Annotated in this window: 22 protein-coding genes, 2 tRNA genes and 1 pseudogene; 13 read left to right on the top strand and 12 right to left on the bottom strand. The window is 54.3% G+C overall.

Features of this window, described 5'->3' with window-relative positions; genetic code table 11:
• Positions 1-69: 69 nt before the first annotated feature.
• From L0984_RS12640 to L0984_RS12650, 3 genes are all read left to right on the top strand, one after another.
• Positions 70-143 (top strand) — tRNA-Cys (locus L0984_RS12640).
• Between the two features lie 43 nt (positions 144-186).
• Positions 187-277, top strand: a tRNA-Leu gene (locus L0984_RS12645).
• Positions 278-303: 26 nt separating this feature from the next.
• A complete protein-coding gene (locus L0984_RS12650; protein WP_234193921.1) occupies positions 304-945 on the top strand; it encodes a DUF6806 family protein in 642 nt (213 codons plus the stop codon).
• Positions 946-1,250: 305 nt separating this feature from the next.
• Here L0984_RS12650 and L0984_RS12655 read toward each other — a convergent pair whose 3' ends face one another.
• The 3 genes from L0984_RS12655 to L0984_RS12665 form a co-directional block, all read right to left on the bottom strand.
• A complete protein-coding gene (locus L0984_RS12655) occupies positions 1,251-1,940 on the bottom strand; it encodes a hypothetical protein (protein WP_234193922.1) in 690 nt (229 codons plus the stop codon).
• A gap of 145 nt (positions 1,941-2,085) precedes the next feature.
• On the bottom strand, positions 2,086-2,886 hold the full coding sequence (gene murI / locus L0984_RS12660; RefSeq protein WP_234193923.1) for a glutamate racemase: 801 nt from the start codon (positions 2,884-2,886) through the stop codon (positions 2,086-2,088).
• A 3-nt stretch (positions 2,887-2,889) separates the two neighbouring features.
• The gene (locus L0984_RS12665; RefSeq protein WP_234193924.1) at positions 2,890-4,434 is read right to left on the bottom strand and encodes a fumarate hydratase; all 1,545 of its coding nucleotides are present in this window, start codon (positions 4,432-4,434) and stop codon (positions 2,890-2,892) included.
• Positions 4,435-4,619: 185 nt separating this feature from the next.
• Here L0984_RS12665 and L0984_RS12670 point away from each other — a divergent pair, with 185 nt between their 5' ends.
• The 9 genes from L0984_RS12670 to L0984_RS12710 all read left to right on the top strand — a co-directional run bounded on the left by L0984_RS12670 (position 4,620) and on the right by L0984_RS12710 (position 14,511).
• Positions 4,620-5,234: a sugar transferase gene (locus L0984_RS12670; RefSeq protein WP_234194396.1), complete on the top strand. Its 615-nt coding sequence runs from the start codon at positions 4,620-4,622 to the stop codon at positions 5,232-5,234.
• A gap of 21 nt (positions 5,235-5,255) precedes the next feature.
• Positions 5,256-6,509 carry a flippase gene (locus L0984_RS12675; RefSeq protein ID WP_234193925.1) on the top strand — a complete coding sequence of 418 codons (1,254 nt, stop codon included), beginning with the start codon at positions 5,256-5,258 and terminating at the stop codon, positions 6,507-6,509.
• A gap of 33 nt (positions 6,510-6,542) precedes the next feature.
• Entirely contained in the window at positions 6,543-7,817 is a 1,275-nt protein-coding gene (locus L0984_RS12680) for a polysaccharide pyruvyl transferase family protein (protein ID WP_234193926.1), read from the top strand.
• A gap of 8 nt (positions 7,818-7,825) precedes the next feature.
• Positions 7,826-8,926, top strand: coding sequence for a UDP-galactopyranose mutase (gene glf, locus L0984_RS12685; protein WP_234193927.1), 1,101 nt, complete (start codon positions 7,826-7,828; stop codon positions 8,924-8,926).
• Positions 8,927-9,031: 105 nt separating this feature from the next.
• Complete coding sequence (locus L0984_RS12690; RefSeq protein ID WP_234193928.1) at positions 9,032-10,204, top strand: O-antigen polymerase; 1,173 nt, start codon at positions 9,032-9,034, stop codon at positions 10,202-10,204.
• A complete protein-coding gene (locus tag L0984_RS12695; RefSeq protein ID WP_234193929.1) occupies positions 10,201-11,163 on the top strand; it encodes a glycosyltransferase family 2 protein in 963 nt (320 codons plus the stop codon). The genes L0984_RS12690 and L0984_RS12695 overlap by 4 nt, the downstream gene beginning before the upstream one ends.
• A gap of 1 nt (position 11,164) precedes the next feature.
• The gene (locus L0984_RS12700) at positions 11,165-11,980 is read left to right on the top strand and encodes a glycosyltransferase (protein WP_234193930.1); all 816 of its coding nucleotides are present in this window, start codon (positions 11,165-11,167) and stop codon (positions 11,978-11,980) included.
• Between the two features lie 17 nt (positions 11,981-11,997).
• Positions 11,998-12,912, top strand: coding sequence for a glycosyltransferase (locus L0984_RS12705; protein ID WP_234193931.1), 915 nt, complete (start codon positions 11,998-12,000; stop codon positions 12,910-12,912).
• 57 nt (positions 12,913-12,969) lie between these two features.
• Positions 12,970-14,511 carry a hypothetical protein gene (locus L0984_RS12710; protein WP_234193932.1) on the top strand — a complete coding sequence of 514 codons (1,542 nt, stop codon included), beginning with the start codon at positions 12,970-12,972 and terminating at the stop codon, positions 14,509-14,511.
• A gap of 104 nt (positions 14,512-14,615) precedes the next feature.
• Here the strand turns inward: L0984_RS12710 and L0984_RS12715 are convergent.
• The 8 genes and pseudogenes from L0984_RS12715 to L0984_RS12750 all read right to left on the bottom strand — a co-directional run bounded on the left by L0984_RS12715 (position 14,616) and on the right by L0984_RS12750 (position 21,149).
• A pseudogene (locus L0984_RS12715) lies at positions 14,616-15,969 on the bottom strand (IS5 family transposase).
• A 102-nt stretch (positions 15,970-16,071) separates the two neighbouring features.
• Entirely contained in the window at positions 16,072-16,278 is a 207-nt protein-coding gene (locus tag L0984_RS12720; protein WP_234193933.1) for a hypothetical protein, read from the bottom strand.
• Positions 16,279-16,349: 71 nt separating this feature from the next.
• Complete coding sequence (rfbC, locus tag L0984_RS12725; protein WP_234193934.1) at positions 16,350-16,898, bottom strand: dTDP-4-dehydrorhamnose 3,5-epimerase; 549 nt, start codon at positions 16,896-16,898, stop codon at positions 16,350-16,352.
• A complete protein-coding gene (gene rfbA / locus L0984_RS12730) occupies positions 16,895-17,785 on the bottom strand; it encodes a glucose-1-phosphate thymidylyltransferase RfbA (RefSeq protein ID WP_234193935.1) in 891 nt (296 codons plus the stop codon). The genes rfbC and rfbA overlap by 4 nt, the downstream gene beginning before the upstream one ends.
• An 11-nt stretch (positions 17,786-17,796) precedes the next feature.
• On the bottom strand, positions 17,797-18,687 hold the full coding sequence (rfbD, locus tag L0984_RS12735; protein WP_234193936.1) for a dTDP-4-dehydrorhamnose reductase: 891 nt from the start codon (positions 18,685-18,687) through the stop codon (positions 17,797-17,799).
• Positions 18,684-19,760 carry a dTDP-glucose 4,6-dehydratase gene (gene rfbB / locus L0984_RS12740; RefSeq protein ID WP_234193937.1) on the bottom strand — a complete coding sequence of 359 codons (1,077 nt, stop codon included), beginning with the start codon at positions 19,758-19,760 and terminating at the stop codon, positions 18,684-18,686. The genes rfbD and rfbB overlap by 4 nt, the downstream gene beginning before the upstream one ends.
• A 314-nt stretch (positions 19,761-20,074) precedes the next feature.
• Entirely contained in the window at positions 20,075-20,551 is a 477-nt protein-coding gene (locus L0984_RS12745) for a hypothetical protein (RefSeq protein ID WP_234193938.1), read from the bottom strand.
• A 103-nt stretch (positions 20,552-20,654) separates the two neighbouring features.
• Positions 20,655-21,149 (bottom strand): hypothetical protein, encoded by a 495-nt coding sequence (locus L0984_RS12750; protein WP_234193939.1) that lies wholly within the window; start codon positions 21,147-21,149, stop codon positions 20,655-20,657.
• A gap of 835 nt (positions 21,150-21,984) precedes the next feature.
• Here L0984_RS12750 and L0984_RS12755 point away from each other — a divergent pair.
• The gene (locus L0984_RS12755) at positions 21,985-22,272 is read left to right on the top strand and encodes a hypothetical protein (RefSeq protein ID WP_234193940.1); all 288 of its coding nucleotides are present in this window, start codon (positions 21,985-21,987) and stop codon (positions 22,270-22,272) included.
• Positions 22,273-22,373: 101 nt separating this feature from the next.
• On the opposite strand, the gene L0984_RS12760 is transcribed toward L0984_RS12755, so the two are convergent.
• Positions 22,374-22,778, bottom strand: a complete 405-nt coding sequence (locus L0984_RS12760) for a hypothetical protein (RefSeq protein ID WP_234193941.1) — start codon at positions 22,776-22,778, stop codon at positions 22,374-22,376.
• Between the last annotated feature and the right edge of the window lie 83 nt (positions 22,779-22,861).

Here is a 22,861-nt window from a genome sequence, read left to right on the forward strand (position 1 = left end):
ATATACTGCGAGGCTCTTCGGAACTGCAGCAGGCGCTCGCCGCCTCACCTGTACCGAAGGTCTCCCAGCGGCGCGATAGCAAAGCGGTTATGCCCCGGATTGCAAATCCGGTCAGTCCGGTTCGACTCCGGATCGCGCCTCCACCCCACACCCTCGTCGACGCTCCTGCTATCGTCCGCCCACGCCGCCCGGATGGTGAAATTGGTAGACACAGCGGACTTAAAATCCGTCGCCGTTGAAAGACGGCATACCGGTTCGACCCCGGTTCCGGGCACCACCTTCACACAGAACAGGGAGCTGCTCATGCCTCGCTACAACGCTCCATTCGAAATCCATGTGCACGGCGATGTGCCGCTGCGAGCGGATGTCACCTACGCCCAGATCCAGGAAGCGCTGAAGCCCCTGTGGACGTACGCCGGCGCCAAGTCCCTGGCCGACGGCGCCACCAGTGCCTACGAAGAAGAGCCCGGCATCCGCTTCGACGCCAAGGACCGCATGCTCCAGGTCTGCTGGACCATCACCGGCGACGAAGACTTCCGCCAGGCCCTCGACGAGATGTGCATGGCCCTGAACGAACTGACCGAGCAGGGCGCCGCCATCGAGGTGAGCTTCTACGACACCGAATTCGACGAAGAGGAAGACGGCGACCCCGAGGCCGACTCCCGCGACGACTTCGTCATGCTCTTCGTGGGCCCCAACCCCGCCGCCATCATGCAGGTGCAGCGCGACCTGCTGGTGGAAGACGTGGTGCACCTCATGGAGCGCCACTTCGACGGCGCCGAACTCGGCGGCGTGGTGGCCGAGATCGACAAGCTCTTCAGCGACCGCTTCGACGCGCTGGTCAATTCGCTCGAAATCGGCCGTCCTCCGCGAGGGGGTGGCAGTAGTGGTGGCCCTGGTGCCGGTGGCCATGGCGGTGGGCGCCGTCCGCGGCATCTGCATTGATTGGAGGGCGCTGGCCCTGGCGTTTTGAGGGGCGGTGGTGACGCTGTCGCTCCCTCTCCCCAGCCCTCTCCCGCAAGGGGAGAGGGAGCAAGTCACTCGATGCCCGCTTTGGCGGGCATTGTTTTTTCTGGCAAGCCTCGCCGTTCAATCCAGCCCCCCCCGCCTGAGCCCCTCTCCCCTCGCGGGAGAAGGGTTGGGGAGAGGGGGCCGCCCACCCCACCGCTACGCTTCCACCTGAGCCCCTCTCCCCTCGCGGGAGAGGGGTTGGGGAGAGGGGCCCGCTCACCCCACCGCTGCACCTCGTTTCAAGGCGCGCGCAGCGAATGCGGAATCGGATAGCGCCCATCCTTCGCCTTGAGCGTCACCGCCGTGTAGCGCGGCGGCGCTGCGTGCTCGGCGCACTGGCCGTTCTCGTCGAGCGCCATCTGCCGCACCACCAGGCTGCGCCGCACCAACAGCTCGGCCCAGGCGCCCGCAGGCCGCGCAGGCGGTGGCTGGGCGGTGAGCTGCGTGCGCACCTCCTCGAAGCGGCCCTGGCAGCTCAAGTCCCACTCGCCGCTGTCCCGCTGCATCACCAGCTCGTCCAGCACCGGGCGGATCGTCTTGCCCTGCACCACGAAAAGCCGCAGCGTCTCGACGCTGTACGGCCGGGCCGGATCGTCGCCCCGGTACAGCACGCGCAGGCCAAAGGCGCGCTCGCCGCTCGCCAGCACATAGCGGCCCATGTCGAGCCGCAATTCCTGAATGCGAAGGTGTGCGTCCTCCACCAGCAACTCCGGCAGAAAAAGCCGCGCCGCCACCGTGTCGCGCTCCGTATTGCCGTTGTCCGGCCTCTGCACTAATAGCAGCTCGACGTCAAGCGTGCGCGCCCCCTTGTCGCTCACACCGTTTTGAAGTGGCAACGCAACTATCGTCTTGCTGACAAATGTGGAGAAACTCTTGCAGGCCGTTAACGAATGATCGATTACACGTAGGGGATGCAGCTTCGCTTGCATCCGCTCTGCCAAACCTGTGTCACACGCCGCTGTTGCCATAGCGGGCGCACACAGGGATGTCACCACCAGAAACAACGTCAAAAACCTTTGCACCATCTCGTATCATCGCCGCGCCAGAGTGGCGCATCGGCGCACCAAGCCGGCTTCAGCTGCTGACTGCGGTCGAGCCCATCAGCCAACGTCGAACCGCCCGATGCAAATTTTCACAGTCTCCACTGCTGAGCAGCGCCAAGCCGCCGGGTCCGTCCGTGCGGGCCAGTCCGGCCGCATCCAGCAGACGAACAGTGTGACGAGCGACAGGTTCCCCGGTTTCCACAAAACGAACATCACTTCCCGCCAGCCCGGCCATCAGGCCCTGGGCGAAGGGGTAGTGCGTGCAACCGAGGACGACGACGTCGGCTTGACCTGCATCAATTCCGAGCGGTCCGGCCTCGGCGATGTAGCGGGTGCACAGGGCGCGGATGGCGGCCTGGTCGTCCTGCTCGATGGCATCGGCCAGCCCGTCGCAGGGCACCGGGCGCACCTCGTGACCCGGGCCGGCCACACGCTCGACCAGGGCGCCGAACTTGGCGCTGGCCAGCGTGCCGCGCGTCGCCAGCACCGCCACCCGGCCCGTGCGCGAGACAGCCAGCGCCGGCTTGAGGGCGGGCTCCACCCCCACGATCGGCAGGCCGGGCCAGGCCGCGCGCAGCAGGTGGATGGCCGCCGCAGTGGCCGTGTTGCAGGCCACCACCAGCGCCTTGACGCCATGCTCGCGCACCAGCTGCCCGGCCACCTGCAGCGTGCGCTCGGCCACGAAGGCATCGCCCCGCTCGCCGTAGGGCGCGTACGCCGTGTCGGCGTAGTAGACGAAGCGCTCGTGCGGCAGCCGCGCCTGCAGGGCGGCCAGCACGCTCAGGCCGCCCACGCCGCTGTCGAAAACGCCCACCGGCGCGCAGCGGCTCATGGCTCAGGCCGAGGCCACCTCGATGCCCTTGAACTCGCCCGTGGCGATGCGCTTGCTCCACTCGGCCGGGCCGGTGATGTGCGCGCTGGTGCCGCCGGCGTCCACGGCCACGGTCACGGGCATGTCGACCACGTCGAACTCGTAGATGGCTTCCATGCCCAGGTCTTCGAAGCCCACCACCTTGGCCTGCTTGATCGCCTTGCTCACCAGGTAGGCGGCGCCGCCCACGGCCATCAGGTACGCGCTCTTGTGTTTCTGGATGGCCTCGATGGCCACCGGGCCGCGCTCGGCCTTGCCGATCATGGCGATCAGGCCCGTTTGCGCCAGCATCATCTCGGTGAAGCCGTCCATGCGGGTCGCCGTGGTGGGGCCCGCGGGGCCCACGGCCTCGTCGCCCACCGGATCGACCGGGCCCACGTAGTAGATGACGCGGTTGGTGAAGTCCACCGGCAGCTTCTCGCCCTTGGCCAGCATGCCCTGGATGCGCTTGTGCGCGGCATCGCGGCCCGTCAGCATCTTGCCGTTGAGCAGCAGCGTGTCGCCCGGCTTCCAGCTGGCGACGACCTCGGGCGTGAGGGTGTTCAGGTCGACCCGCTTGCTCTTGTTGTAGTCGGGCGCCCAATCGATCTTGGGCCACAGGTCGAGCGAGGGCGGATCGATGTACGCCGGGCCCGAGCCGTCGAGCACGAAGTGCGCATGCCGCGTGGCCGCACAGTTGGGAATCATCGCCACCGGCTTGCTGGCCGCGTGCGTGGGGTACATCTTGATCTTGACGTCCAGCACCGTCGCCAGGCCGCCCAGGCCCTGCGCGCCGATGCCCAGGGCGTTGACCTTCTCGTACAGCTCCAGGCGCAGCGCTTCGACCTGCGTGAGCGCCTCGCCGCGGGCCGACTTGGCCTGCAGCTCGTGCATGTCGAGGCTGTCCATAAGGCTCTCTTTGGCCATGAGCACCGCCTTTTCGGCCGTGCCGCCGATGCCGATGCCCAGCATGCCGGGCGGGCACCAGCCGGCGCCCATGGTGGGCACCGTCTTGAGCACCCAGTCGACCACGCTGTCGCCCGGGTTGAGCATGACCATCTTGCTCTTGTTCTCGCTGCCGCCGCCCTTGGCCGCCACCGTCACGTCGACGGTGTTGCCCGGAACGATCTCCGTGAAGATCACGGCCGGCGTGTTGTCTTTGGTGTTCTTTCGGGCGAATTGCGGATCGGCCACCACCGAGGCGCGCAGCATGTTGTCGGGGTGGTTGTAGCCGCGGCGCACGCCTTCGTTGATGGCGTCGTCGAGGCTGCCCGTGAAGCCTTCCCAGCGCACGTCCATGCCCACCTTAAGAAAAACGTTCACGATGCCCGTGTCCTGGCAAATGGGACGGTGGCCGGTGGCGCTCATCTTGCTATTGGTGAGTATCTGGGCCATCGCGTCCTTGGCCGCCGGGCTCTGTTCGCGCTCATAGGCCTTGGCCAGATGGGCAATGTAGTCGGCCGGGTGGTAGTAACTGATGTACTGGAGGGCGGCAGAGATGGACTCGATGAGATGCTCTTGTTTGATCATGATCGTAGGGAATACACAGTTCAACAGCGGTTTTCAAATCGAAGATTTGTATTCAGATAATAGCATGGCATCTATACCATCAAACTCATCAAGGGTGAGAGTCAATGGAAAAAATTGAAGATTTCAAAACAAACTACGAAGGGCATTCCTTTGAAGAGCGGAGCAGTTGGCGTTCTAAATTTCGGATGAAAAAAGTCGTAAAGCGCGGGTTCGATATTGGATTTTCGAGCGCATTTTTTTTGCTCTTTGGATGGGTGTATATAATTCTGTGGCTCTGTGTCGTGGTGAGCGTCGGACGACCGGCCATATACAAACACACGAGAGTCGGGAAAAACGGAAGGAAATTCAGCTGTCTTAAATTTCGATCGATGGTGATCAACTCTGCGGAAGTGCTAGAGAATCATCTCAAGAATAATGCCGAAGCTCGATTGGAGTGGGAGCGCGATTTCAAATTGAAGAACGATCCGCGAATCACTAAATTGGGCAAAATTCTCAGAAAAACTAGTTTAGATGAATTGCCGCAATTTTGGAATGTCTTCAAAGGTGACATGAGCATTGTTGGACCGCGGCCAGTTATTGAGCAAGAACTCCAGCGATATTATGGCAAGTGTACGCAATATTATTTGCAAGTTCGACCTGGAATTACGGGGCCTTGGCAAGTTGGCGGGCGAAATGATCTGGATTATGGCGAGCGAGTAAGGCTGGATACAGAATATGCGAAGCATTGGTCATTAATGGGCGACATAATCATCATAATGAAAACTGTGGCCGCTGTTTTCGCGCGACGCGGTTCCTACTAAAGCATTTCGGCGACCAGCAACATGTTGCGAAAAATCGGTAGAAATGCCTTATGGATGATTTTAGAACAAGCCCTTAAAGTAGTAACGCTATTTTTTGTTACCGCCTATGTCGCCCGATCGGTTGGTCCAGATGGATTTGGACAGATAAGCTACGCACTAGCTATAGCCGCGATAGCTTCTGCAATTTGCAAAATCGGATTTGATTCGACTTTGGTCAGAGAAGTCGCTCAATTTCCTGAAAAATCGGACCATCTTCTTGGAACCGCAATAACGATCTCGTTCATTACGAGCCTCATCATATGCGGTACTTTAATTCTAATCTTTAGTGGCAGTGATGTTGAATCAAGAGCCGTCCAGATAATAATTTTCGGCGTATTATTCCAGTGCCTAAGTCCGATCGAATATTATTTCCAAGCGCAAAATAAATTCGCCTTAAGCTCACTCGCTAGAATTTTATCTAACATATTAGCTGCGCTGTCGAAATTAACTGTAGTCTACCTCAAGCTTGACGTCCTTTGGTTAGCTTGTGCGTATGCGCTCGACTTCGTTTTGTCCGCAGTATTCTTTTATCTATTTTTCAAAACGGAGAAATTGCAGCTAAAAATCTATAAGGAGCTATCTCAGGTACGAGAAATGCTTAAAGGATCGGTCTCACTAACTGTTGCTGCTCTGGCCAGTATCCTTTATATGCGGATAGACCAGTTTATGATAAAAAAAATGTTGGGAGCGTATGAGCTAGGTCTCTATTCAGCAGCCGCTCGTTTGTATGAGGGATGGATGCTTGTCCCCTATATTCTAAGTGTTGCAGCGTTGCCCTTGCTCGCAAAAGCGCACAAAACGAGCAGGAAGAGTTTCAACGCCATACTCCAAAAAATAGCGTCTTCTCTGATTTGGCTCGGCGTGGTAGTAGCGCTACTTTGTCTTTTATTCGGAAATAAGATAATTGAATTATTCTTTGGAGTGCAGTACAAGGATGCGGGCATCGTTTTCGTAATATTAATGATGTCCGCACCGTTGACAGCACTTGGCTCAATTTCCGTGCGATTTTTCATGATAAAGAAAAAAGAAAGAGCACTCATTTGGCGCACTGGTGTTGCGCTTGTCATAAATTTTTGTCTCAACTATCTTCTCATACCCAAATATGGAATAGCCGGCTCTGCGTTTTCGACATTGGTCTCATTGTTCGTGGCAAATTATGCTCTAATTTACCTAAATAAAGACTTTTTGATTTTCCGTGTTCTAGTAAATAGAGCCATTTTCCCTTTAAAAAGATAGATTATGAAGATACTTTATGTTAATGACCTTCGCATGTTCCCGAACTGGGGATGCCGCGCAACGGGCGTCGCGCTTTCTGAATTATTAGAGGAGCAGCACGAAATTATTGACCGTATCGGCGTGGAAACGGGAAATAATAGCGGGTGGAACGCTTACGCATTTCCCGCCATCCACAAAAAGGGAATCTTACCAAAAATAGTATTTAACACGGCTTGGGGCCTGCGCGCCAAACTGCCGAAGGCGGCGAAAGCCCTCCGGTTGCTGGATAAGATGTTTGGCGGCTGGGATGATTTTATTGATAGCACGCCGAGCAAGTCAGTAATTCGGTTCGAGCAACTACGAACAACTATTCCGCGTTTCGAGGAAATTGCTCAGAACATTCGCGCGTGTGACGCTATCGTTATTAACGGTGAGGGCACTCTGATATTTAGAGAACCTCTAGATCGTGATGCCGCATACTTGTGCTTCATCATGGAGTATGCGAGGCAGCTAAAGAAGCCGTATTATCTGCTAAACGCAATGTTGTCTGAGTCCCCCATTACGCCGATGAACAAGGCGGCGGCGGAGGTCGTAGGTGATTTACTTGAGAACGCGGCTGCGGTATCGCTCAGAGATCATGAGTCCCTAGTAACGGCTCGGACGCTCGCTCCTGGAGTGAAGGCATATCTATATCCCGATGCTCTTTTCACATGGAAGGAAAAGATAGGCGACGCGCGGTTGATGTTTCGAAAAAACCCAAAGCTTTCGCTTGGCTTTGGAAACGATGACCTACTCGAGGTATTCGATTTTTCAAGCCCCTACATCTGTGTCGCCGGAACTTCGCTAATCACGGATAAAGAAAAAACAACCTCGTCTTTTGTTAATTTGGTCGCAGCGCTGAAGCAATTGGGGATGCCGGTCCTTATTGTTCAGACTTGTATCGGCGATCTATTCTTGGACGACGTCGCGCGCCTTACCAACACCCCGATAATTAAATATTCAGTGCCGGTGCTCGCTGGTGCCGCGATTGTGAGTGGCTCTGAAGTGTTCGTTACTGGCAGATTCCATCCATCCATTATGGCGTCTTGCGGCGGAACGCCCTGTATTTTTTTGGGATCTAATTCCCATAAAAACAAGACACTGCAGGAAGTGATGGAGTACGACAAGGTTACCCATTATTCAGTTACTCCCTCAGGCGAGGAGATTGCAGCAATAGTCCGGGACGTTCAATATTATTTGGAGCGCGGCGCGGATTCCCGCCGGAAAATACTTAATACGATCGAGCGCCTGAGCGCGCAAGCAAAAAAAGTTGTTGATTTGGTGCAATAAGGACCTATATGTCTGTTAAAAAGTTTCTTGTGGTGGGCGCTGGATTTTCTGGGGCAGTTACGGCGCGGCAGCTTGCTGATGCCGGCTTCAGCGTGACGGTGATTGATAAAAGACCACATATTGCGGGCAATGCCTATGATCATTTGGACGAGCACGGAGTTTTGGTGCATAAATATGGTCCGCATATTTTTCATACAAACTCAAAGAGAGTATTTCAGTGGCTCTCTCAGTTTACCGATTGGCGATTTTACGAGCATCGTGTCCTCGCACAGGTGAATCAAAAGCTATATCCAATTCCAATTAACCGCACCACGATCAACGAATTGTACGGACTCCAGCTATCAGAGGCTGAAGTGGAGAGTTATCTAAAGGACGTCAGCATCAAGGTCGAAAAAATCTCCACGAGTGAAGACGTCGTCCTTAGCTCCGTAGGCACTGATTTGTGCGAAAAATTCTTCAGAGGATATACAAGAAAACAATGGGGTCTCGATCTCAGTCAGCTGAGCGCCGGTGTCGCAGCCCGCATACCCACTCGCTCCAACTCCGATGACCGTTACTTTTCTGATGAGTTTCAGTTTATGCCTGCGGCTGGCTACAGCACCATGTTTGCGCGGATGCTGGAAAGTTCAAACATTAAAGTTGAATTGGGCAAAGAGTTTAATAAGTCAGACGAACAGCTATTTGATGGCGTGGTATACACCGGTCCAATAGATCAGTATTTTGACTATTGCTATGGTAAATTGCCCTACCGATCCTTGAGTTTCAAGCACCAACATCATCCCGAGGATGATCGCGTTCAGCAAGTAGGAACAATTAACTTCCCGAATGATTACGACTACACGCGGATCACAGAGTTTAAACATCTGACTGGTCAGAAAATTAACGGGACGTCAGTTGTATATGAATTTCCAACCGACGAAGGTGACCCTTATTATCCTATTCCTCGGCCAGAAAATAATTCGCTTTATGACAAATACAGAGATCTTGCCGAAAGCTGCAAGAGTACTTATTTTGTTGGGCGACTAGCCCAATACAAATACTATAATATGGACCAGGTTGTTGGAGCAGCCTTGGAATTGTCGTCAAAGATATTGGCTGCAAACAGATAAGGAGTGAAGGACCTCGTGTCCTTCCTATTGAAATAAATGATTTTCATAATTTTCGCCGCAATCGTAGTTGTTGCGTTAATTGGGAGACTGCCACCTTCTGGTGGCATGGTCGCTTCGATTGAGGTTTCAAGAATTGGCCTTGTGGCGGCTGTATTAATTGCGCTCACGGGTGAGCCTTATCAGGCCACTTTTGTCGCGGGCTCTGCTCTGGCGTTTGTGCTAGGTTTTTTTATTTCTACACGACGGTTTAAGAAATTCAATAGCGAATCATTAGTTTTCCCAATTCCTCTTACTATTTATCGTCCGATAGTTGGAATTGCCCTTGTTATCAGTGTTGGGTGTATGGTCCATTATTCGATAATCGGATTGCCGGCATTTTCGGAAGATGTCAATGCATCGCGCTTTTCCTCGGCCGATTCCGGGCTACTTGGAATTCCCAGTCGCGTGGCGACGTATGGGCCGAGCATGCTGGCAACAATTGGATTTATTATTTTAATCTGGAACAAATCTATATCGCAGCCAAAAAAGCTAGTAAGACTGGCGTGGATCTTGGTTTTAATTGCGGCGGTAACGACGTTTCTAAGAGGGCACAAAGCATCTTTGCTTGGACTGCTATTCATTTTCCTGGTTATTTCGCGATTCTTGCCGCGGCGGTCTTTAAAGAAATCAATTGTAAACGTCGCTTTAATCGGAGTGGCACTCATCTTTTTGGCGGGCGTTCAAGCGGTATTTACAAAAGGCAGCGGCACCGCTAGCGAATCTATTTATGACTATTTATATGATCGCATCGCGTTGTCGGGCCCCGACGCTCTGCAAATGGCCGTGAAGTCGGAATTTAATCATCTACAATTTTCCAGCTCTTCCGCTTTCATCGGAGAGATTCTTTATCCTTTCAATCGGCTTTTGGGAATTGATGATAAGTTGTACGTGCTAGAGCTCTCTCATGTGCTTTACGGTGTGCCTGCCGATGACTTTTCCGTGCCTGTCACTCCTTCAGTTATAGCCCCTGTAGTTCATGATTTTGGATTGGTTTGGGCACCGCTGGTCTTGCTAGCAATCGGCCTGGGTTTGGGGAGAATAACGGTAAAGATCAGGAAATCTTTTTCCTCCGTGTTTATATGGTTATCTCTGGAAATTCTGTTGTATCAAGGTATAGGCCGCGGCGCGCCGTTCTATATTTTACTTAATGGTCTAGTGCTATTAATCCCGGTATGGCTAATGTTAAAAATACGCGTTGTTCCGAAAAGAAATTTTGTTCTTAAAAGAGGTGTTGTATGACAAATAAGATCTGCGCAGTGGTCGTTACCTTTAACCGTAGGGAATTGCTACTAGAGTGTATAGAGGCCTTGCTTACTCAATCTTATCCGGTCAGTTCCGTTCTTGTTATCGACAACGCCTCTACCGACGGTACATACGAACAGATGCGCAGCCAATACGGCGCCCATGATGTAGTTACCTATCGCCGTCTTCCGTCAAACACAGGCGGCGCTGGGGGATTCAACGAGGGGATAAAACTAGCCAGTGAAGGAGATTTCGATTTTCTTTGGGTAATGGATGACGACGCTGCTCCGGACGCAACGTGCTTGGAAACACTGGTCTCGACCATTAACGGGGAAGCGAATACGGTCGCTGTGGCGCCTCGCGTCGTTGGTTTAGATGGCCATATTCAGTTGCTTCATAGGGGCCGTGTGGGCGGCAGGCTGGTACCTGAGATACAGCAGGCTATTCCAAAGAGTGCATACGACTCCGGCGAAATTAAGGAAATTGATACCGCCTCGTTTGTCGGGTTGCTTTTTAGGGCGACCTGCGTTAAAGACGTTGGTCTGCCTGAAGCAAAGATGTTTATATATAACGATGATGTCGAATATTGCCTTCGGCTAAAAGAGCTGGGTAAACTCTTGTTAGTTCCCGCTGCAATCATTCGGCATAAAGACAAACCTCGAGTTGAGTACAAGTCGATCATAGGAAAAAGAAGAATTCTTCTTGTGCCTATGGCTCGATATGGGTTTATCTACCTGAATAGAAGAAATTTAGTTTGGACAATAAAAAAACATCTTGGTTTGACGCCATTGGTATTGATCAAACTGTTTTTCGGATTTTTCCTTGAATCTCTAAAAATTTCTCTTTTCATGGACAGAAAAAGAGATAGGCTTCGATGCCTCTGGATGGCGTTCGCAGATGGACTCAGCAACAAGCTAGGGCCGGTTCCTGAAAAAATTGCGGTGTTAATAAAATAACATGATTAAAGATGTTTTAGTGATTGTCGTTACTCATAATAGTGCGAGGCACATTGATTGGTGCGTATCGGGTCTGAGTGGCGCCGAAAATGTCGAAATTAGAATTATTGACTCGGGTTCTACTGATGTAAGCTATTTAGCAAAATACGAGCGAGGAAGCAATCATTCAGTTTTTTACGCGACCAATCTCGGTTTTGTTGGGGGAAACGCACAAGCTCTTTTTTCTTTAGATAAATTTAGGTATGTGCTTTTTCTAAACCCTGATGCACGAATCGATGCAGAGGAATTAGGGCGCTTGCTGCGCTTTGCTGACGCTAATCCAAATTTCGGTGTTTACACAGTCCCGTTAATAAAATTCGATATAGCAAAAATGCGGGCCGAAGAAAAATACGACTCGCTGGGGATTTTTTGCTCTCGACTAGGGCGTTGGTACGATCGAAGGGTCATGAAGCGTTCTGATGCCGGCAAAACTTTTTATCACATCGATGCAGCATGCGGTGCGCTGACGTTAGTGTCTCAGGAGGCGTTGTTAAGATGTTTAGACAGTCAAGGAAAGGTCGGGTTTGAGAGTACGTTCCATATGTATAAGGAAGACATTGAATATTCTCTGCGAGCTAAAAGCTTTGGTTATCAGCCTGTGATATTTTTGTGCTCCTATGCGTTTCATTGCAGGGGTTGGACTAATCGTGGTGGGGTAGCTGATTGGGCAAAGCGGGAGTCGGCAAAAAATGACGTTTTCATTGCTAAAAAGTACCGGAAACGAAATTTGCCTTTTGCTCTACTAAAGAAGGCGCTTGTTTCAACTGGAATTTTTTAGTAGGTAAGGGAAAATCTATGCAAAAGGTTGCTTGCGTGATTCCAACCTATAACGCAAGGAGTTGCATCTCTCTTCTTCTCGCCTCGTTAGAAATTCAGGACGCAAAGTTCGACATAATTGTCGTCGATTCTTCGTCGACAGATGGAACATATGAAACTCTTACATCAACAAAGATAATAAGATATTTAGATAAAATAGAGTCATCCGACTTTAATCACGGCGGTACCCGCCAAAGAATGGTAGAAAAATACCCAGATTACGATGTTTATATTTATCTAACTCAAGATGCTATTCTAAGCGAGGTAGATTCAATACGAAGAATAAGTAGCTATTTTTTGGACCCTGATATTGGTGCCGTATGTGCTCGACAGCTTCCACATAGCGACGCATCAAAAATTGCAATCCATGCGCGTCAGTTCAATTATCCGCCGAATGTGGTTGTAAAGGATCGTGCGGCTATTCCTGCCATGGGTATTAAGGCCGCATTCATGTCGAATTCATTTTCGGCGTATCGAAAATCCGCCCTCGAGAGCGTTGGAGGCTTCCCTTCTAATGTAATCCTAGGCGAAGACATGTACGTTGCAGCAAAAATGATTTTGCAAGGATGGAAGATCGTTTACGCAGGTGATGTACGTTGCTTTCATTCTCACAATTACACAGTTCTTGAGGAATTTAAGAGGTACTTCGATACGGGCGTATTTCATGCACAAGAGCCGTGGATTTTAAGCAGCTTTGGGGGACCTCGTGGTGAAGGGTTCCGCTTCGTTAGATCTGAATTAAAATTTTTTGGAATATTTCGCGTTTATCTGTGGCCAAATTTGGTATTTCGGAATTTCGCAAAGATATTGGCTTACAAGCTCGGGCGAAGCGAGAAAAGACTACCTTTAGGAATAAAGCGCCGCGTTAGTATGCATCGAAGGTTTTGGAAGTAATGCCCTTCCTGTTGCCTTTCTAAATTTTCCCCCAAATGGCATCCTTGGATCGATTTGATGGCTGTATTTGTTGATGCAAACATTCCTGTGACTGCTGAGAGTATCGAGGCGGCGATATCCAAGTCAGCCGCTTCGGCTTACCGTTCTCGATCTGTCCTTGATGGAAAGGCCCAGACGGTCATAGTCGTTCTGCCCAGTGGGAAATACGATATTAACCGACCGGTCAGTGCAAACGGTTTGGACATTATCTGGAAAATGGATCCCGGCACGGCCATCGGCGGGTTGGATAGATTGCCGGGAACTCTATATTTCGATGCCAAGCGGATTGTCTCTGACACTTTTGGAACTGAAGATTCGGCAACAGGGTTTTCGGTTATTGCTAATCCAGCAGAAAAATCTCAGCAGGCGCGTGTTCTAGGATTAACTGAAGCAAAAAAACTTGCGAAATATGGGTCCCGAGATTCCGTCGCTTTTTACGCTGAAAACACGTTGAAGTCTCCAACAGTCGATGCGTCAAAATACGAGGTCAAATATTCGAAAGATGGTGCACAGTTTACTCAAGAGATAGATACTCGTAATCTTAAGGCTGGAATGATTGTTGATACAGCCCATAATCCAAAATGGAGTGGGTTTCTGGTCAGCTGGTCTCCCCACTCAATTGTAGTTTCAGGGTGGTATAGGGCGGGAGGTGATGAAGTTTCTAGTGTTCCCACTAATGATAAAGGGCTCTATATTAATCCTGTTACTAAAATTTGGGCAGCTAATCTAAATGTTTTTTTGAACGATTCTTCTGTTCCGAATTCGGCGGGCGTTAGGGAGGCAACTGCGCTAGAGATTGGTGTAATGGATGATTCGCGCATCCAAGTTCCTACTATGGCGGTGGGCGTTGACGCAATACCTCTTGGAAGAAACGGAGGGAAAATTGCGTTTTGGGGTAGAGGTCCAAATGCTAGAAGTGTTACTGGTTGGGATACGACATTTTTGTCGTGGCGACACCAAACCGCCGGATTTAAAGCGCAATTTGGAATGGATGGCTCAACGAACTTTCATTCCGTGGGCGTTGGTGAGGTTGAATCCGGCCGTGCGGAAAATGTGGGGTTTTTTGACTATAAATCGAAAACTAGCGTGCTGCTTGAACCTAAGCTAGGGGGTGATGCAATTGTGGTACGTGGGCCTGGCGAAACGGTTAAAAAATTTCAATTGGATGCTAAAGGACAGATGGTGTTTACGCTAAATAAAGAAGATACACCTATTTCTGTTCGCTCCGCCGATAATAAACGGGTGCTTTGGGCGGTGGATGCAAAGGGTCGTATGACGCCAATCAATTATAAAATAAGCCTCAATAATGAAAAAAAATATACTGTTACTGAGTCAGACGGGAAAATCGTTTGTTTGACTAAATGTGCTTTTGGTATTATTCAGCTTCCCGATTCTCGTGATAATGCCGGTCGTGAGATTGAGATAATAAATCGAAGTGAGGGTCCGGTGAAAATTGTGGCGTTAAATGGCGGGCTTGTGGACGGGAAAAGCGCTGCGTCTGTGGATTCGATGCGCAGCGCCCGCGCCTTGTCCATTGGGGATATGTGGGTATTGCCTTGAAAACTAAGATTCCATCTCTGAGTCACAGAGCTGGATGTTTAGTTTTATTAATAGCTGTGTGATTCCTTCTCGGACGAATTAGTCGGCCCTGAACAATCCCGTTCTTAGCCGCATGCCGGTCGGTTGTCGAGCGAATGGGCGATCAGCGCGGCGATGACCTTCTGCACGGCGAACCCCAGCCGGGCGCAATAAAGCCGCAGCGCGGCCAAGATCAGGCGCAGGTTGTGCCCGGCGCCGCACATCACCGCGTGCAGCGCATCGCCCAGCGCGCCCTTGAGCGGGTTGCGAGCGAGGCGCCCGTCCATCTTCATGTGCCCGATGGCCGGCTCGATGGCGCTTCTTCGCTTGATCATGGCCTCGAGGGTTTTGGTCAGGCCCCGCCTCTGGCCCGAGCGCAGGATGCGCACGCCCTCAATCTGCACACCCTGATAGCCCTTGTCCACAATCGCGGTCGCCGGCGGCCTGTCGGACCGGTGAGGATGCCCACCTGCTCCAGCGTCTCGGCCAGCGTGTGACCGTCATACGGATTGCCCGGCATGGAGCGCATGCCCACCACCAAGCCCTCTTTCAACGTGGTGGCGATGCTCACCTTCACGCCGAACTCGTAAGGGGTTCGGCTTTGCCCTTGCTGATGCACTCCACTTCGGGGGCGTGCAGGGCGTACAGCTTGTTCTTGTCCTTCGTGCGCAGGGTCAGGATGCGGCCGGTGCGCTGCAGCAGATCCTGAACCCGGGCTCTGGCTGCCTCGGGCAACTCGTGCAGTTGGCGCTGCACCTCGCGATGCACGCGGCCCACGGGGGTGCGCAGCGTGCGCACGGCCCTCTTCATGCGTTTGAACTGCTTGGCGTGCGCGTAGCGCCCAATCTGCGCGGCCAGGCGCGGCGCCACACGGTTGTAGTTCTGGCGCAGCCGCAGCCCGTTGTCCTCGGCCGCCTTGACCAGGTGCTGGCGGCTCCTGTCGAGCAGCCGGCTGTCGGTCGGATGGGCAATGGCCTTGGGCATCACCGTGGTGTCCACGATGACCTGCTGCACGCTGGCTTTCTGAATCACGCCGCCACGCCGGGCGGCATCGATGCTGGCGGCCAGCAGCGCTTCCACGCCTTCTTCTCCGACACGCTGGCGCCAGCGTGTGAGGCGGGACGGATCGATGGGCGCCTCGGTCTGCAGGTAGGTCTCGCCACAGAAGAACTGCCAGTACGGGTTCTCGACCCAGGTGTTGACCACGGCTTCGTCAGAAGCATCGAAGGTGTGCTGCAGGTACAGCAGCCCGGCGATCAGGCGCGATGGCAAGGCAGGGCGGCCGCGCCCGGAGGTGAAAGAGACCGCGAACGTGCGCTCGATCTCGGCCCAGTCGATCAGTGCCGCCAGCTTGACCAGCGGGTGCTTCATGTTGATCTGCTCGTCCAGCCTTGGACGGAACATCCCGGCCGTTTGCGGCTGCGAAGGCTTCGGGCCCATCGGACTCCTCGGAGGAATTTGCAAGAAACAGCATCTGCTGATGCCTATACCTTGCAAATCCCGCGCCCACCCGGCCGACAAACTTCGCGCCAGATCAACGGCTTACGGGTTGTTCAGGGCGGACGAATTAGTGTGCACTGAGCCACGCAGAAGCCGGTGCTCGAGCTTAAAGTTCTTCCGCCGGCTGGCCCTGGATTTGGTGGGTATGAGTCCAGGCGAGATCAGCGCGGCGATCATCGCCTGCATGGACAGCCCGATCCGGTCGCAATAAAGCCGCAGCGCGGCCAGGATGCTGAGTGCCTGCTGCACTGGCCGCCGGGGATAGGGAAACTAACTTCGCTTTTGATGATGTGTCCGCGAACCGCTGCCAAAGCTAGCGCTTATCGGAAAATGTCGGCATGCGCGAGGCTTGAAGCCGCCGCATCCTTGGCAGACACTTTCGCTTCCCCCCCAAAGTCCGGCCATTCGATCCCGATGTCCGGATCGCTCCACAGGATGCTGCGCTCATGCGCCGGCGCGTAGTAGTCGCTGGCCTTGTACAGGAAGTCCGCGCTGTCGCTGGTCACCACGAAGCCGTGCGCAAAGCCGGCCGGGATCCACAGCTGCCGGTGGTTGCTCTCGCTCAGCTCCACGCCCACCCACTGCCCGAAGGTCGGTGAGCTCTTGCGGATGTCCACCGCCACGTCGAACACCGCGCCGCGCGTCACCCGCACCAGCTTGCCCTGCGCCTGCTGCAGCTGGTAGTGCAGGCCCCGCAGCACGCCCCGGGTCGAGCGCGAATGGTTGTCCTGCACGAATTCGATGTGCCGGCCCACCGCCTCGTCGAACACGCGCTGGTTGAAGCTTTCCATGAAGAAGCCGCGCTCGTCGCCGAACACCTTCGGCTCCAGGATCAGCACGCCTTCCAGCTTGGTCTGCGTGACGTTCATCCCCGGTACTCCTCGCGCAGCAGGCGCAGCAGGTACTGGCCGTAGCCGTTCTTCTTGAGCGGCGCGGCCAGCTTCTCGACCTGGGCGGCGTCGATGAAGCCGGCGCGCCAGGCGATCTCTTCAGGGCAGGCGATCTTCAGGCCCTGGCGCTGCTCCAGCGTGGCGATGAACTGGCCGGCCTCCAGCAGGCTTTCGTGCGTGCCGGTGTCCAGCCATGCATAGCCGCGCTTCATGATCTGCACGTTCAGGCTGCCCTGCTCCAGGTAGGCCTGGTTGACGGCCGTGATCTCCAGCTCGCCGCGCGCGCTGGGCTTGACGGCCTTGGCGATGTCCACGACCTGCTGGTCGTAGAAGTACAGGCCGGTGACGGCGTAGCTGCTCTTGGGCTGGGCGGGCTTCTCTTCGATGCTCACCGCGCGGCCGGCCTGGTCGAACTCGACGACGCCGTAGCGCTCGGGGTCGTGCACGTGGTACGCGAAGACGGTGGCGCCGCTGGGCTGCGCGTCGGCGGCGCCCAGCAGCTGCTGCAGGTCGTGGCCGTAGAAGATGTTGTCGCCCAGCACCAGCGCGCTGGGGGCGCCGGCCAGGAACTGCTCGCCGATGATGAAGGCCTGGGCCAGCCCGTCCGGGCTGGGCTGCACGGCGTACTGCAGGTTCATGCCCCACTGGCTGCCGTCGCCCAGCAGTTGCTGGAAGCGCGGCGTGTCCTGCGGCGTGCTGATGATGAGCACATCGCGCATGCCGCCGAGCATCAGCGTGCTCAGCGGGTAGTACACCATCGGCTTGTCGTAGACGGGCAGCAGCTGCTTGCTGATGGCCAGCGTGGCCGGGTGCAGGCGCGTGCCGGAGCCTCCGGCGAGGATGATGCCTTTTCTGCTTTGAGTCATCGTCAATCTCTTTAAAGGGTTTCGGCCAGCATCCGGGCCACGCCCGTCTGCCAGTGCGGCAGTTCGATGCCGAAGGTGCTGCGGATGCGCGAGGTGTCCAGGCGCGAGTTGTGCGGCCGCCTAGCCGGCGTGGGGAAGGCACTGGTGGGCACGGCTTCCACCGCGTCGGGCGTGGTCTTGAGTTCGACGCCCCGGCGCAGCGCCTCCTCGACGACGAAGCGGGCATAGCCGTTCCAGGTCGTCGTGCCGCCGGCCACCAGGTGGTACAGGCCCGCCTTGGCCGGATCGCGCAGCGTCTCGCGGATGGCCAGCGCCGTCACGTCGGCCAACAGCTCGGCGCCAGTGGGCGCGCCCCACTGGTCGTCGATGACAGTCAGGCGCTCGCGCTCCCTGGCCAGGCGCAGCATGGTCTTGGCGAAGTTGCCGCCGCGCGCTGCATAGACCCAGCTGGTGCGAAAGATCAGGTGCCGCTCGCAGCGGGCGGCCACCAGTTGCTCGCCTTCGAGCTTGGTGGCGCCGTAGACCGACAGCGGGCCGGTGGCGTCGTCCTCGCGCCAGGGCGTCTCGCCACTGCCGTCGAAGACGTAGTCGGTGGAGTAATGGACCATCAGCGCGCCCAGCTTCTGCGCGGCCTGGGCCACGACGCCGGGGGCGGTGGCGTTGAGGGCGCGGGCGAAGTCGGGTTCGCTCTCGGCCTTGTCCACGGCCGTGTGGGCCGCGGCATTGACGATGACGTCGGGCCGCACGGCCTCGACCGTGGCGGCCAGCGCCTCGGGCCGGCTGAAGTCGCCGTGCAGCTCGGTGCTGTCGAAGTCCAGCGCGACCAGCTCACCCAGCGGCGCCAGGCTGCGCTGCAGCTCCCAGCCGACCTGGCCGCCCTTGCCGAAGAGCAGGACCTTCATGCCGCCGCCTTCGGCTGCTCTCCGTACTGCTTGGCCACCCAGTCACGGTAGCCGCCGCTTTGCACGTTGCGCACCCACTCCTGGTTGGCCAGGTACCACTCGACCGTCTTGCGGATGCCGGTGTCGAAGGTCTCGGCCGGCTTCCACCCCAGTTCGCGCTCGAGCTTGCGTGCGTCGATGGCGTAGCGGCGGTCGTGGCCGGGGCGGTCGGTGACGTAGGTGATCTGCTCGGCGTAGGCCTTGCCGTCGGCGCGGGGCTGCAGCTCGTCCAGCAGCGCGCACACGGTCTTGACGATCTCGATGTTGGGCTTCTCGTTCCAGCCGCCCACGTTGTAGGTCTCGCCCAGCTGGCCGGCTTCCAGCACGCGGCGGATGGCGCTGCAGTGGTCCTTCACGTAGAGCCAGTCGCGCACCTGCATGCCGTCGCCGTAGACCGGCAGGGGCTTGCCGGCCAGGGCGTTGACGATCATGAGCGGGATCAGCTTCTCGGGGAAGTGGAAGGGCCCGTAGTTGTTGGAGCAGTTGGTGGTCAGCACCGGCAGGCCGTAGGTGTGGTGCCAGGCGCGCACCAGGTGGTCGCTGGCGGCCTTGCTGGCCGAGTAGGGGCTGTTGGGCTCGTACTTGTTCTCTTCGGTGAAGGCCGGGTCGGTGGGCGAGAGGGTGCCGTAGACCTCGTCGGTGGAGACGTGCAGGAAGCGGAAGGCCGCCTTGCGCTCGGCCGGCAGCTGGCTCCAGTAGCCGCGCACCGATTCGAGCAGGCGGAAGGTGCCCAGCACGTTGGTCTGGATGAAGTCCTCGGGGCCGTGGATGGAGCGGTCCACATGCGACTCGGCGGCGAAGTTGACGACGGCGCGGGGCTGGTGCTCGGCCAGCAGGCGGTCGATGAGAGTGCTGTCGCCGATGTCGCCCTGCACGAAGACGTGGCGCTTGTCGCCATCGAGCGAGGCCAGCGTCTGGAGGTTGCCTGCGTAGGTCAGCTTGTCGAGGTTGACGACCGGCTCGTCGGCACCAGCCAGCCAGTCGAGCACGAAGTTGGCGCCGATGAAGCCGGCGCCGCCTGTCACAAGGATCATGGAAGTAAGAGGAAGGGTTGAAGATGCGGGCCAGCACCCTGCGCCGATGCACCGACTGCCGGAATGTTGAACATTATGAGGCAGGGTTTGCACTTACTCAAACTTACATGTGTTTGTTGTTTTATGAGGACGGTGGGCTGAAGCCTGTGACTTCGTCTTTTGGCACCGTATCTCTTTTACTTGTTTTATAAGCTTCGCTGTTTGTTCTAACGTCAAAACGCATGCGTTCTAAAAGCACTGCGCATAGGGGTTGAGCATTATTCTTCTAGGACTACAAGCGAATGGCCCGTGAAGGCCGGCAGTGGCAGACGCCGTTAGGGGACCGCCAAAAACCTGCAGGAATTTTTTTCGCACACTTGTTGGCAGCTGCTGTATTCCTCGGGAAAGAAGATCACGAGAGCTTTGCTCGGCTTGGTTCTTCTTATATATTCTAGATATTCTCCCTGCCTGATTCCTGCTCCTGTCCTCACCTCCAGGTATTCTCCAGTTATTTTTCCGTTGATGACTTCGACCCTCTTGATTTCATAGTTGCCTAGTTCTTCCTCCTGATCCGGAATCATCTTGGATTGCCAGACTGCGGGGATATAGCTCCCTTCCTTGTACTGGACGTTTGCGAAAAGTTCTTGCCCGGTCTTCGCGTCCCGGTAGATGTGGAGCTTTAGCGCATATTGCTTTTCTCCCGCATTTCTAACTTGGTAGGAGTAGCAGCGCCTCTCCTCCAGCACTTCTGCGTGGGTTGTGCTCAGCACGAGCAACGAAATCGCCAATAGAGTGGAGTGTTTGATGAACATTGGTTCCGATCATGTGGAGTACAGAAGCCGTCGACGCGCCGTGTAGTTTCTGCGTGGATAGAGCTTGATCCGGCGCGCCTGGAGCGGATTGAAAAATCTGCGACTACTTTGAATATCTCAGAAACGACCGGCCCTTGAAATCAGGGCATTCTTCGTATTTTCCTTCAGTATCGAAATAGTAGTCCTCGCTGATTTCAGAAGCCGTTCGAAGATCAATCATGACACCGTTTCCGGATTCGATATTGAGGCGTTGCCCATCCTTCAAAAACCCAGCGCCGAAAATACCGCTGCTTACTCCAAAGGTTCTGACAATCTTATTTTTCTCAAGATCCACCAATGTCGCCTCGCTGTCCTGGGGATGATTGGTATTGAATTTATTCGGCTTTCCCCAAACCAGCGCTTTGGTTTTGTCGCACTTGATCTGGTAGCCATCGATTGTGTGCGTGTAGTTGAATCTGCGGATTTTCTGTAATAACAGAGAAGCAGATATTTGGTTTAGCGCTTCCGGCTTTTCCGCGTGTGCGCTCGGATTGAGGGCAGCGACAACGGCGTACAGAAACAGCAATATTTTAGAAATTCCGATATTCGCTGAACCCATCTTAATTATTCGACTCGTTATCTACGCCAAGCACATACTTGAAAGTCGGGTCCAGTCCAGCAGCCCGCGTCGGATTTGGAACGGATTGCATCTCCCCATGTATTCTGTATACCGTCAGTGGTCATGCCACTCACCTTGGCTCTATTTCTGTTTACGACGAAGACGGTGATGGTTGACATGTCCTCAAATATTGGCGGATGGTTCTCCGGATGTGGCGCCCATAAGGTGAAGGTTCCACCGCCCTCACGGTGAATTTCGCAATCTCCCTGATAAAGTGCGCGCTCTGGAGCCGTTAGTTCGATTCTGCATGCCACTGTTTTTTCATCAGAAAAACAGAAGAAGGGCAGGCAATATAGGAGAAAGAAGAGGAGTGTCTTTGCTTTATTAATCATTCCGCTATTTTTTCCTGAAATTTCGGATCGAGTGGCCTGAAGAACCGTGCTTATTTATGGGCGGCAATCAGTTATCTACACTGAGCGAGTGGATAATGGACAGAAAATCATGAATTTTCTGATGCGGAGTTAAAAACTCATCTAGAAATTAGTGAGGCACACTAGTTTTTGCAAAGATAGTCCGACAAAAAGCTGATTTTGGGAGGAAGAATCTTTGGGTTCGATTGACAATCTTCCTCATCGTTTCTTTGGATAGAAAAAGAATAATCTGGCTTCCTTTTCGAGCTTGTAAGGCGCTCATAGACACGCACATCCTCTGAGCAGCAACCACTTGATCCCCTGAAAACATATAGGTTTTTTATAAATAAAACTGATGTGTACGATCCGGAGAAGACCTTGACATATTGGTTATTCATCATTTTGTAGATGTCATGCACACATGATTGTCCGCACTGCCCGGTTGTCTCAATTTCCGGAAATCCGTCGTCATCAATGTCTACAAGGCGCATGTCGGCAAATGGCGCTTCTTCCGTATTCTGCGTCACCTTGAAAATTTCCTGGCCCTTCCTGTTGAAAGCTCGTCCTATGATCAAGGCGGGCTTTCTGGTAACTTGAAGTCGAATTTGGTTCCGGTATTTTTCGGGCTCCGCTGCTGTGGCGTCAGCGATTCCGCAAAGAAAAACAAGGATCAGACTTGCATATTTCATGGTAAGCAACAGACGGCTTTGTAGACCTAGCAGTGAGGCAAAGGGCCTATATTTCGTTTGGCGTGGAGCGAGACATATGCATCAGGGGGCGAGCCGAAGGGATGAGCTGAATTTCTTGTTAATTTTTACCTCTTGCATTCAGCTAGGAGTGAGGCTACTGACTTGTATTTCATGATTTCTATGTGCTGTTTTATTTCCATTGCTGCACCGGTCGAATCAAATCGCGTGTCAGAAGACAAATCAGATTTAAGGCGGTCAATAGCATCAATTATTTTTCTTACTTCGGCTATGCACGCAGGATTTTTTATTTGCGCCTGCAATTTCGATGTTTCACTCGCTATTAGGTCCTCTGCACCCTGATAGCATTGAATATATGCCATTCCACAACCTACATTGCAGTTTTTATTCGTTTTTTCAATCTCGCTTCGACATTGATTAAAGAAATTCTTTGATATGTTTTCTACGCTTATTTCTTTTGCGTTGATTGTGGAGGAAAATATAAGAACGGAAATAATTATGTGTTTTTTCATGGCCGCTGAAACACGCTATCGACAATGATGGGCGTGCAGAAATTCCTCTGCTGATGGCTCGATGAATTGGAGGTGGGATATCC

The organism is Pseudacidovorax sp. NFM-22 (assembly GCF_021401245.1).
Lineage (GTDB): Bacteria > Pseudomonadota > Gammaproteobacteria > Burkholderiales > Burkholderiaceae_C > Xenophilus.

Excerpts from the sequence above, each read along its gene's own strand:
- L0984_RS12650 (WP_234193921.1), top strand. The coding sequence starts at position 304 with ATGCCTCGCTACAACGCTCCATTCGAAATCCATGTGCACGGCGATGTG.
- L0984_RS12655 (WP_234193922.1), bottom strand. The coding sequence starts at position 1,940 with ATGCAAGCGAAGCTGCATCCCCTACGTGTAATCGATCATTCGTTAACG.
- murI (WP_234193923.1), bottom strand. The coding sequence starts at position 2,886 with ATGAGCCGCTGCGCGCCGGTGGGCGTTTTCGACAGCGGCGTGGGCGGC.
- L0984_RS12665 (WP_234193924.1), bottom strand. The coding sequence starts at position 4,434 with ATGATCAAACAAGAGCATCTCATCGAGTCCATCTCTGCCGCCCTCCAG.
- L0984_RS12670 (WP_234194396.1), top strand. The coding sequence starts at position 4,620 with ATGAAAAAAGTCGTAAAGCGCGGGTTCGATATTGGATTTTCGAGCGCA.
- L0984_RS12675 (WP_234193925.1), top strand. The coding sequence starts at position 5,256 with ATGTTGCGAAAAATCGGTAGAAATGCCTTATGGATGATTTTAGAACAA.
- L0984_RS12680 (WP_234193926.1), top strand. The coding sequence starts at position 6,543 with ATGTTCCCGAACTGGGGATGCCGCGCAACGGGCGTCGCGCTTTCTGAA.
- glf (WP_234193927.1), top strand. The coding sequence starts at position 7,826 with ATGTCTGTTAAAAAGTTTCTTGTGGTGGGCGCTGGATTTTCTGGGGCA.
- L0984_RS12690 (WP_234193928.1), top strand. The coding sequence starts at position 9,032 with ATGGTCGCTTCGATTGAGGTTTCAAGAATTGGCCTTGTGGCGGCTGTA.
- L0984_RS12695 (WP_234193929.1), top strand. The coding sequence starts at position 10,201 with ATGACAAATAAGATCTGCGCAGTGGTCGTTACCTTTAACCGTAGGGAA.
- L0984_RS12700 (WP_234193930.1), top strand. The coding sequence starts at position 11,165 with ATGATTAAAGATGTTTTAGTGATTGTCGTTACTCATAATAGTGCGAGG.
- L0984_RS12705 (WP_234193931.1), top strand. The coding sequence starts at position 11,998 with ATGCAAAAGGTTGCTTGCGTGATTCCAACCTATAACGCAAGGAGTTGC.
- L0984_RS12710 (WP_234193932.1), top strand. The coding sequence starts at position 12,970 with ATGGCTGTATTTGTTGATGCAAACATTCCTGTGACTGCTGAGAGTATC.
- rfbC (WP_234193934.1), bottom strand. The coding sequence starts at position 16,898 with ATGAACGTCACGCAGACCAAGCTGGAAGGCGTGCTGATCCTGGAGCCG.
- rfbA (WP_234193935.1), bottom strand. The coding sequence starts at position 17,785 with ATGACTCAAAGCAGAAAAGGCATCATCCTCGCCGGAGGCTCCGGCACG.
- rfbD (WP_234193936.1), bottom strand. The coding sequence starts at position 18,687 with ATGAAGGTCCTGCTCTTCGGCAAGGGCGGCCAGGTCGGCTGGGAGCTG.
- rfbB (WP_234193937.1), bottom strand. The coding sequence starts at position 19,760 with ATGATCCTTGTGACAGGCGGCGCCGGCTTCATCGGCGCCAACTTCGTG.
- L0984_RS12745 (WP_234193938.1), bottom strand. The coding sequence starts at position 20,551 with ATGTTCATCAAACACTCCACTCTATTGGCGATTTCGTTGCTCGTGCTG.
- L0984_RS12750 (WP_234193939.1), bottom strand. The coding sequence starts at position 21,149 with ATGGGTTCAGCGAATATCGGAATTTCTAAAATATTGCTGTTTCTGTAC.
- L0984_RS12760 (WP_234193941.1), bottom strand. The coding sequence starts at position 22,778 with ATGAAAAAACACATAATTATTTCCGTTCTTATATTTTCCTCCACAATC.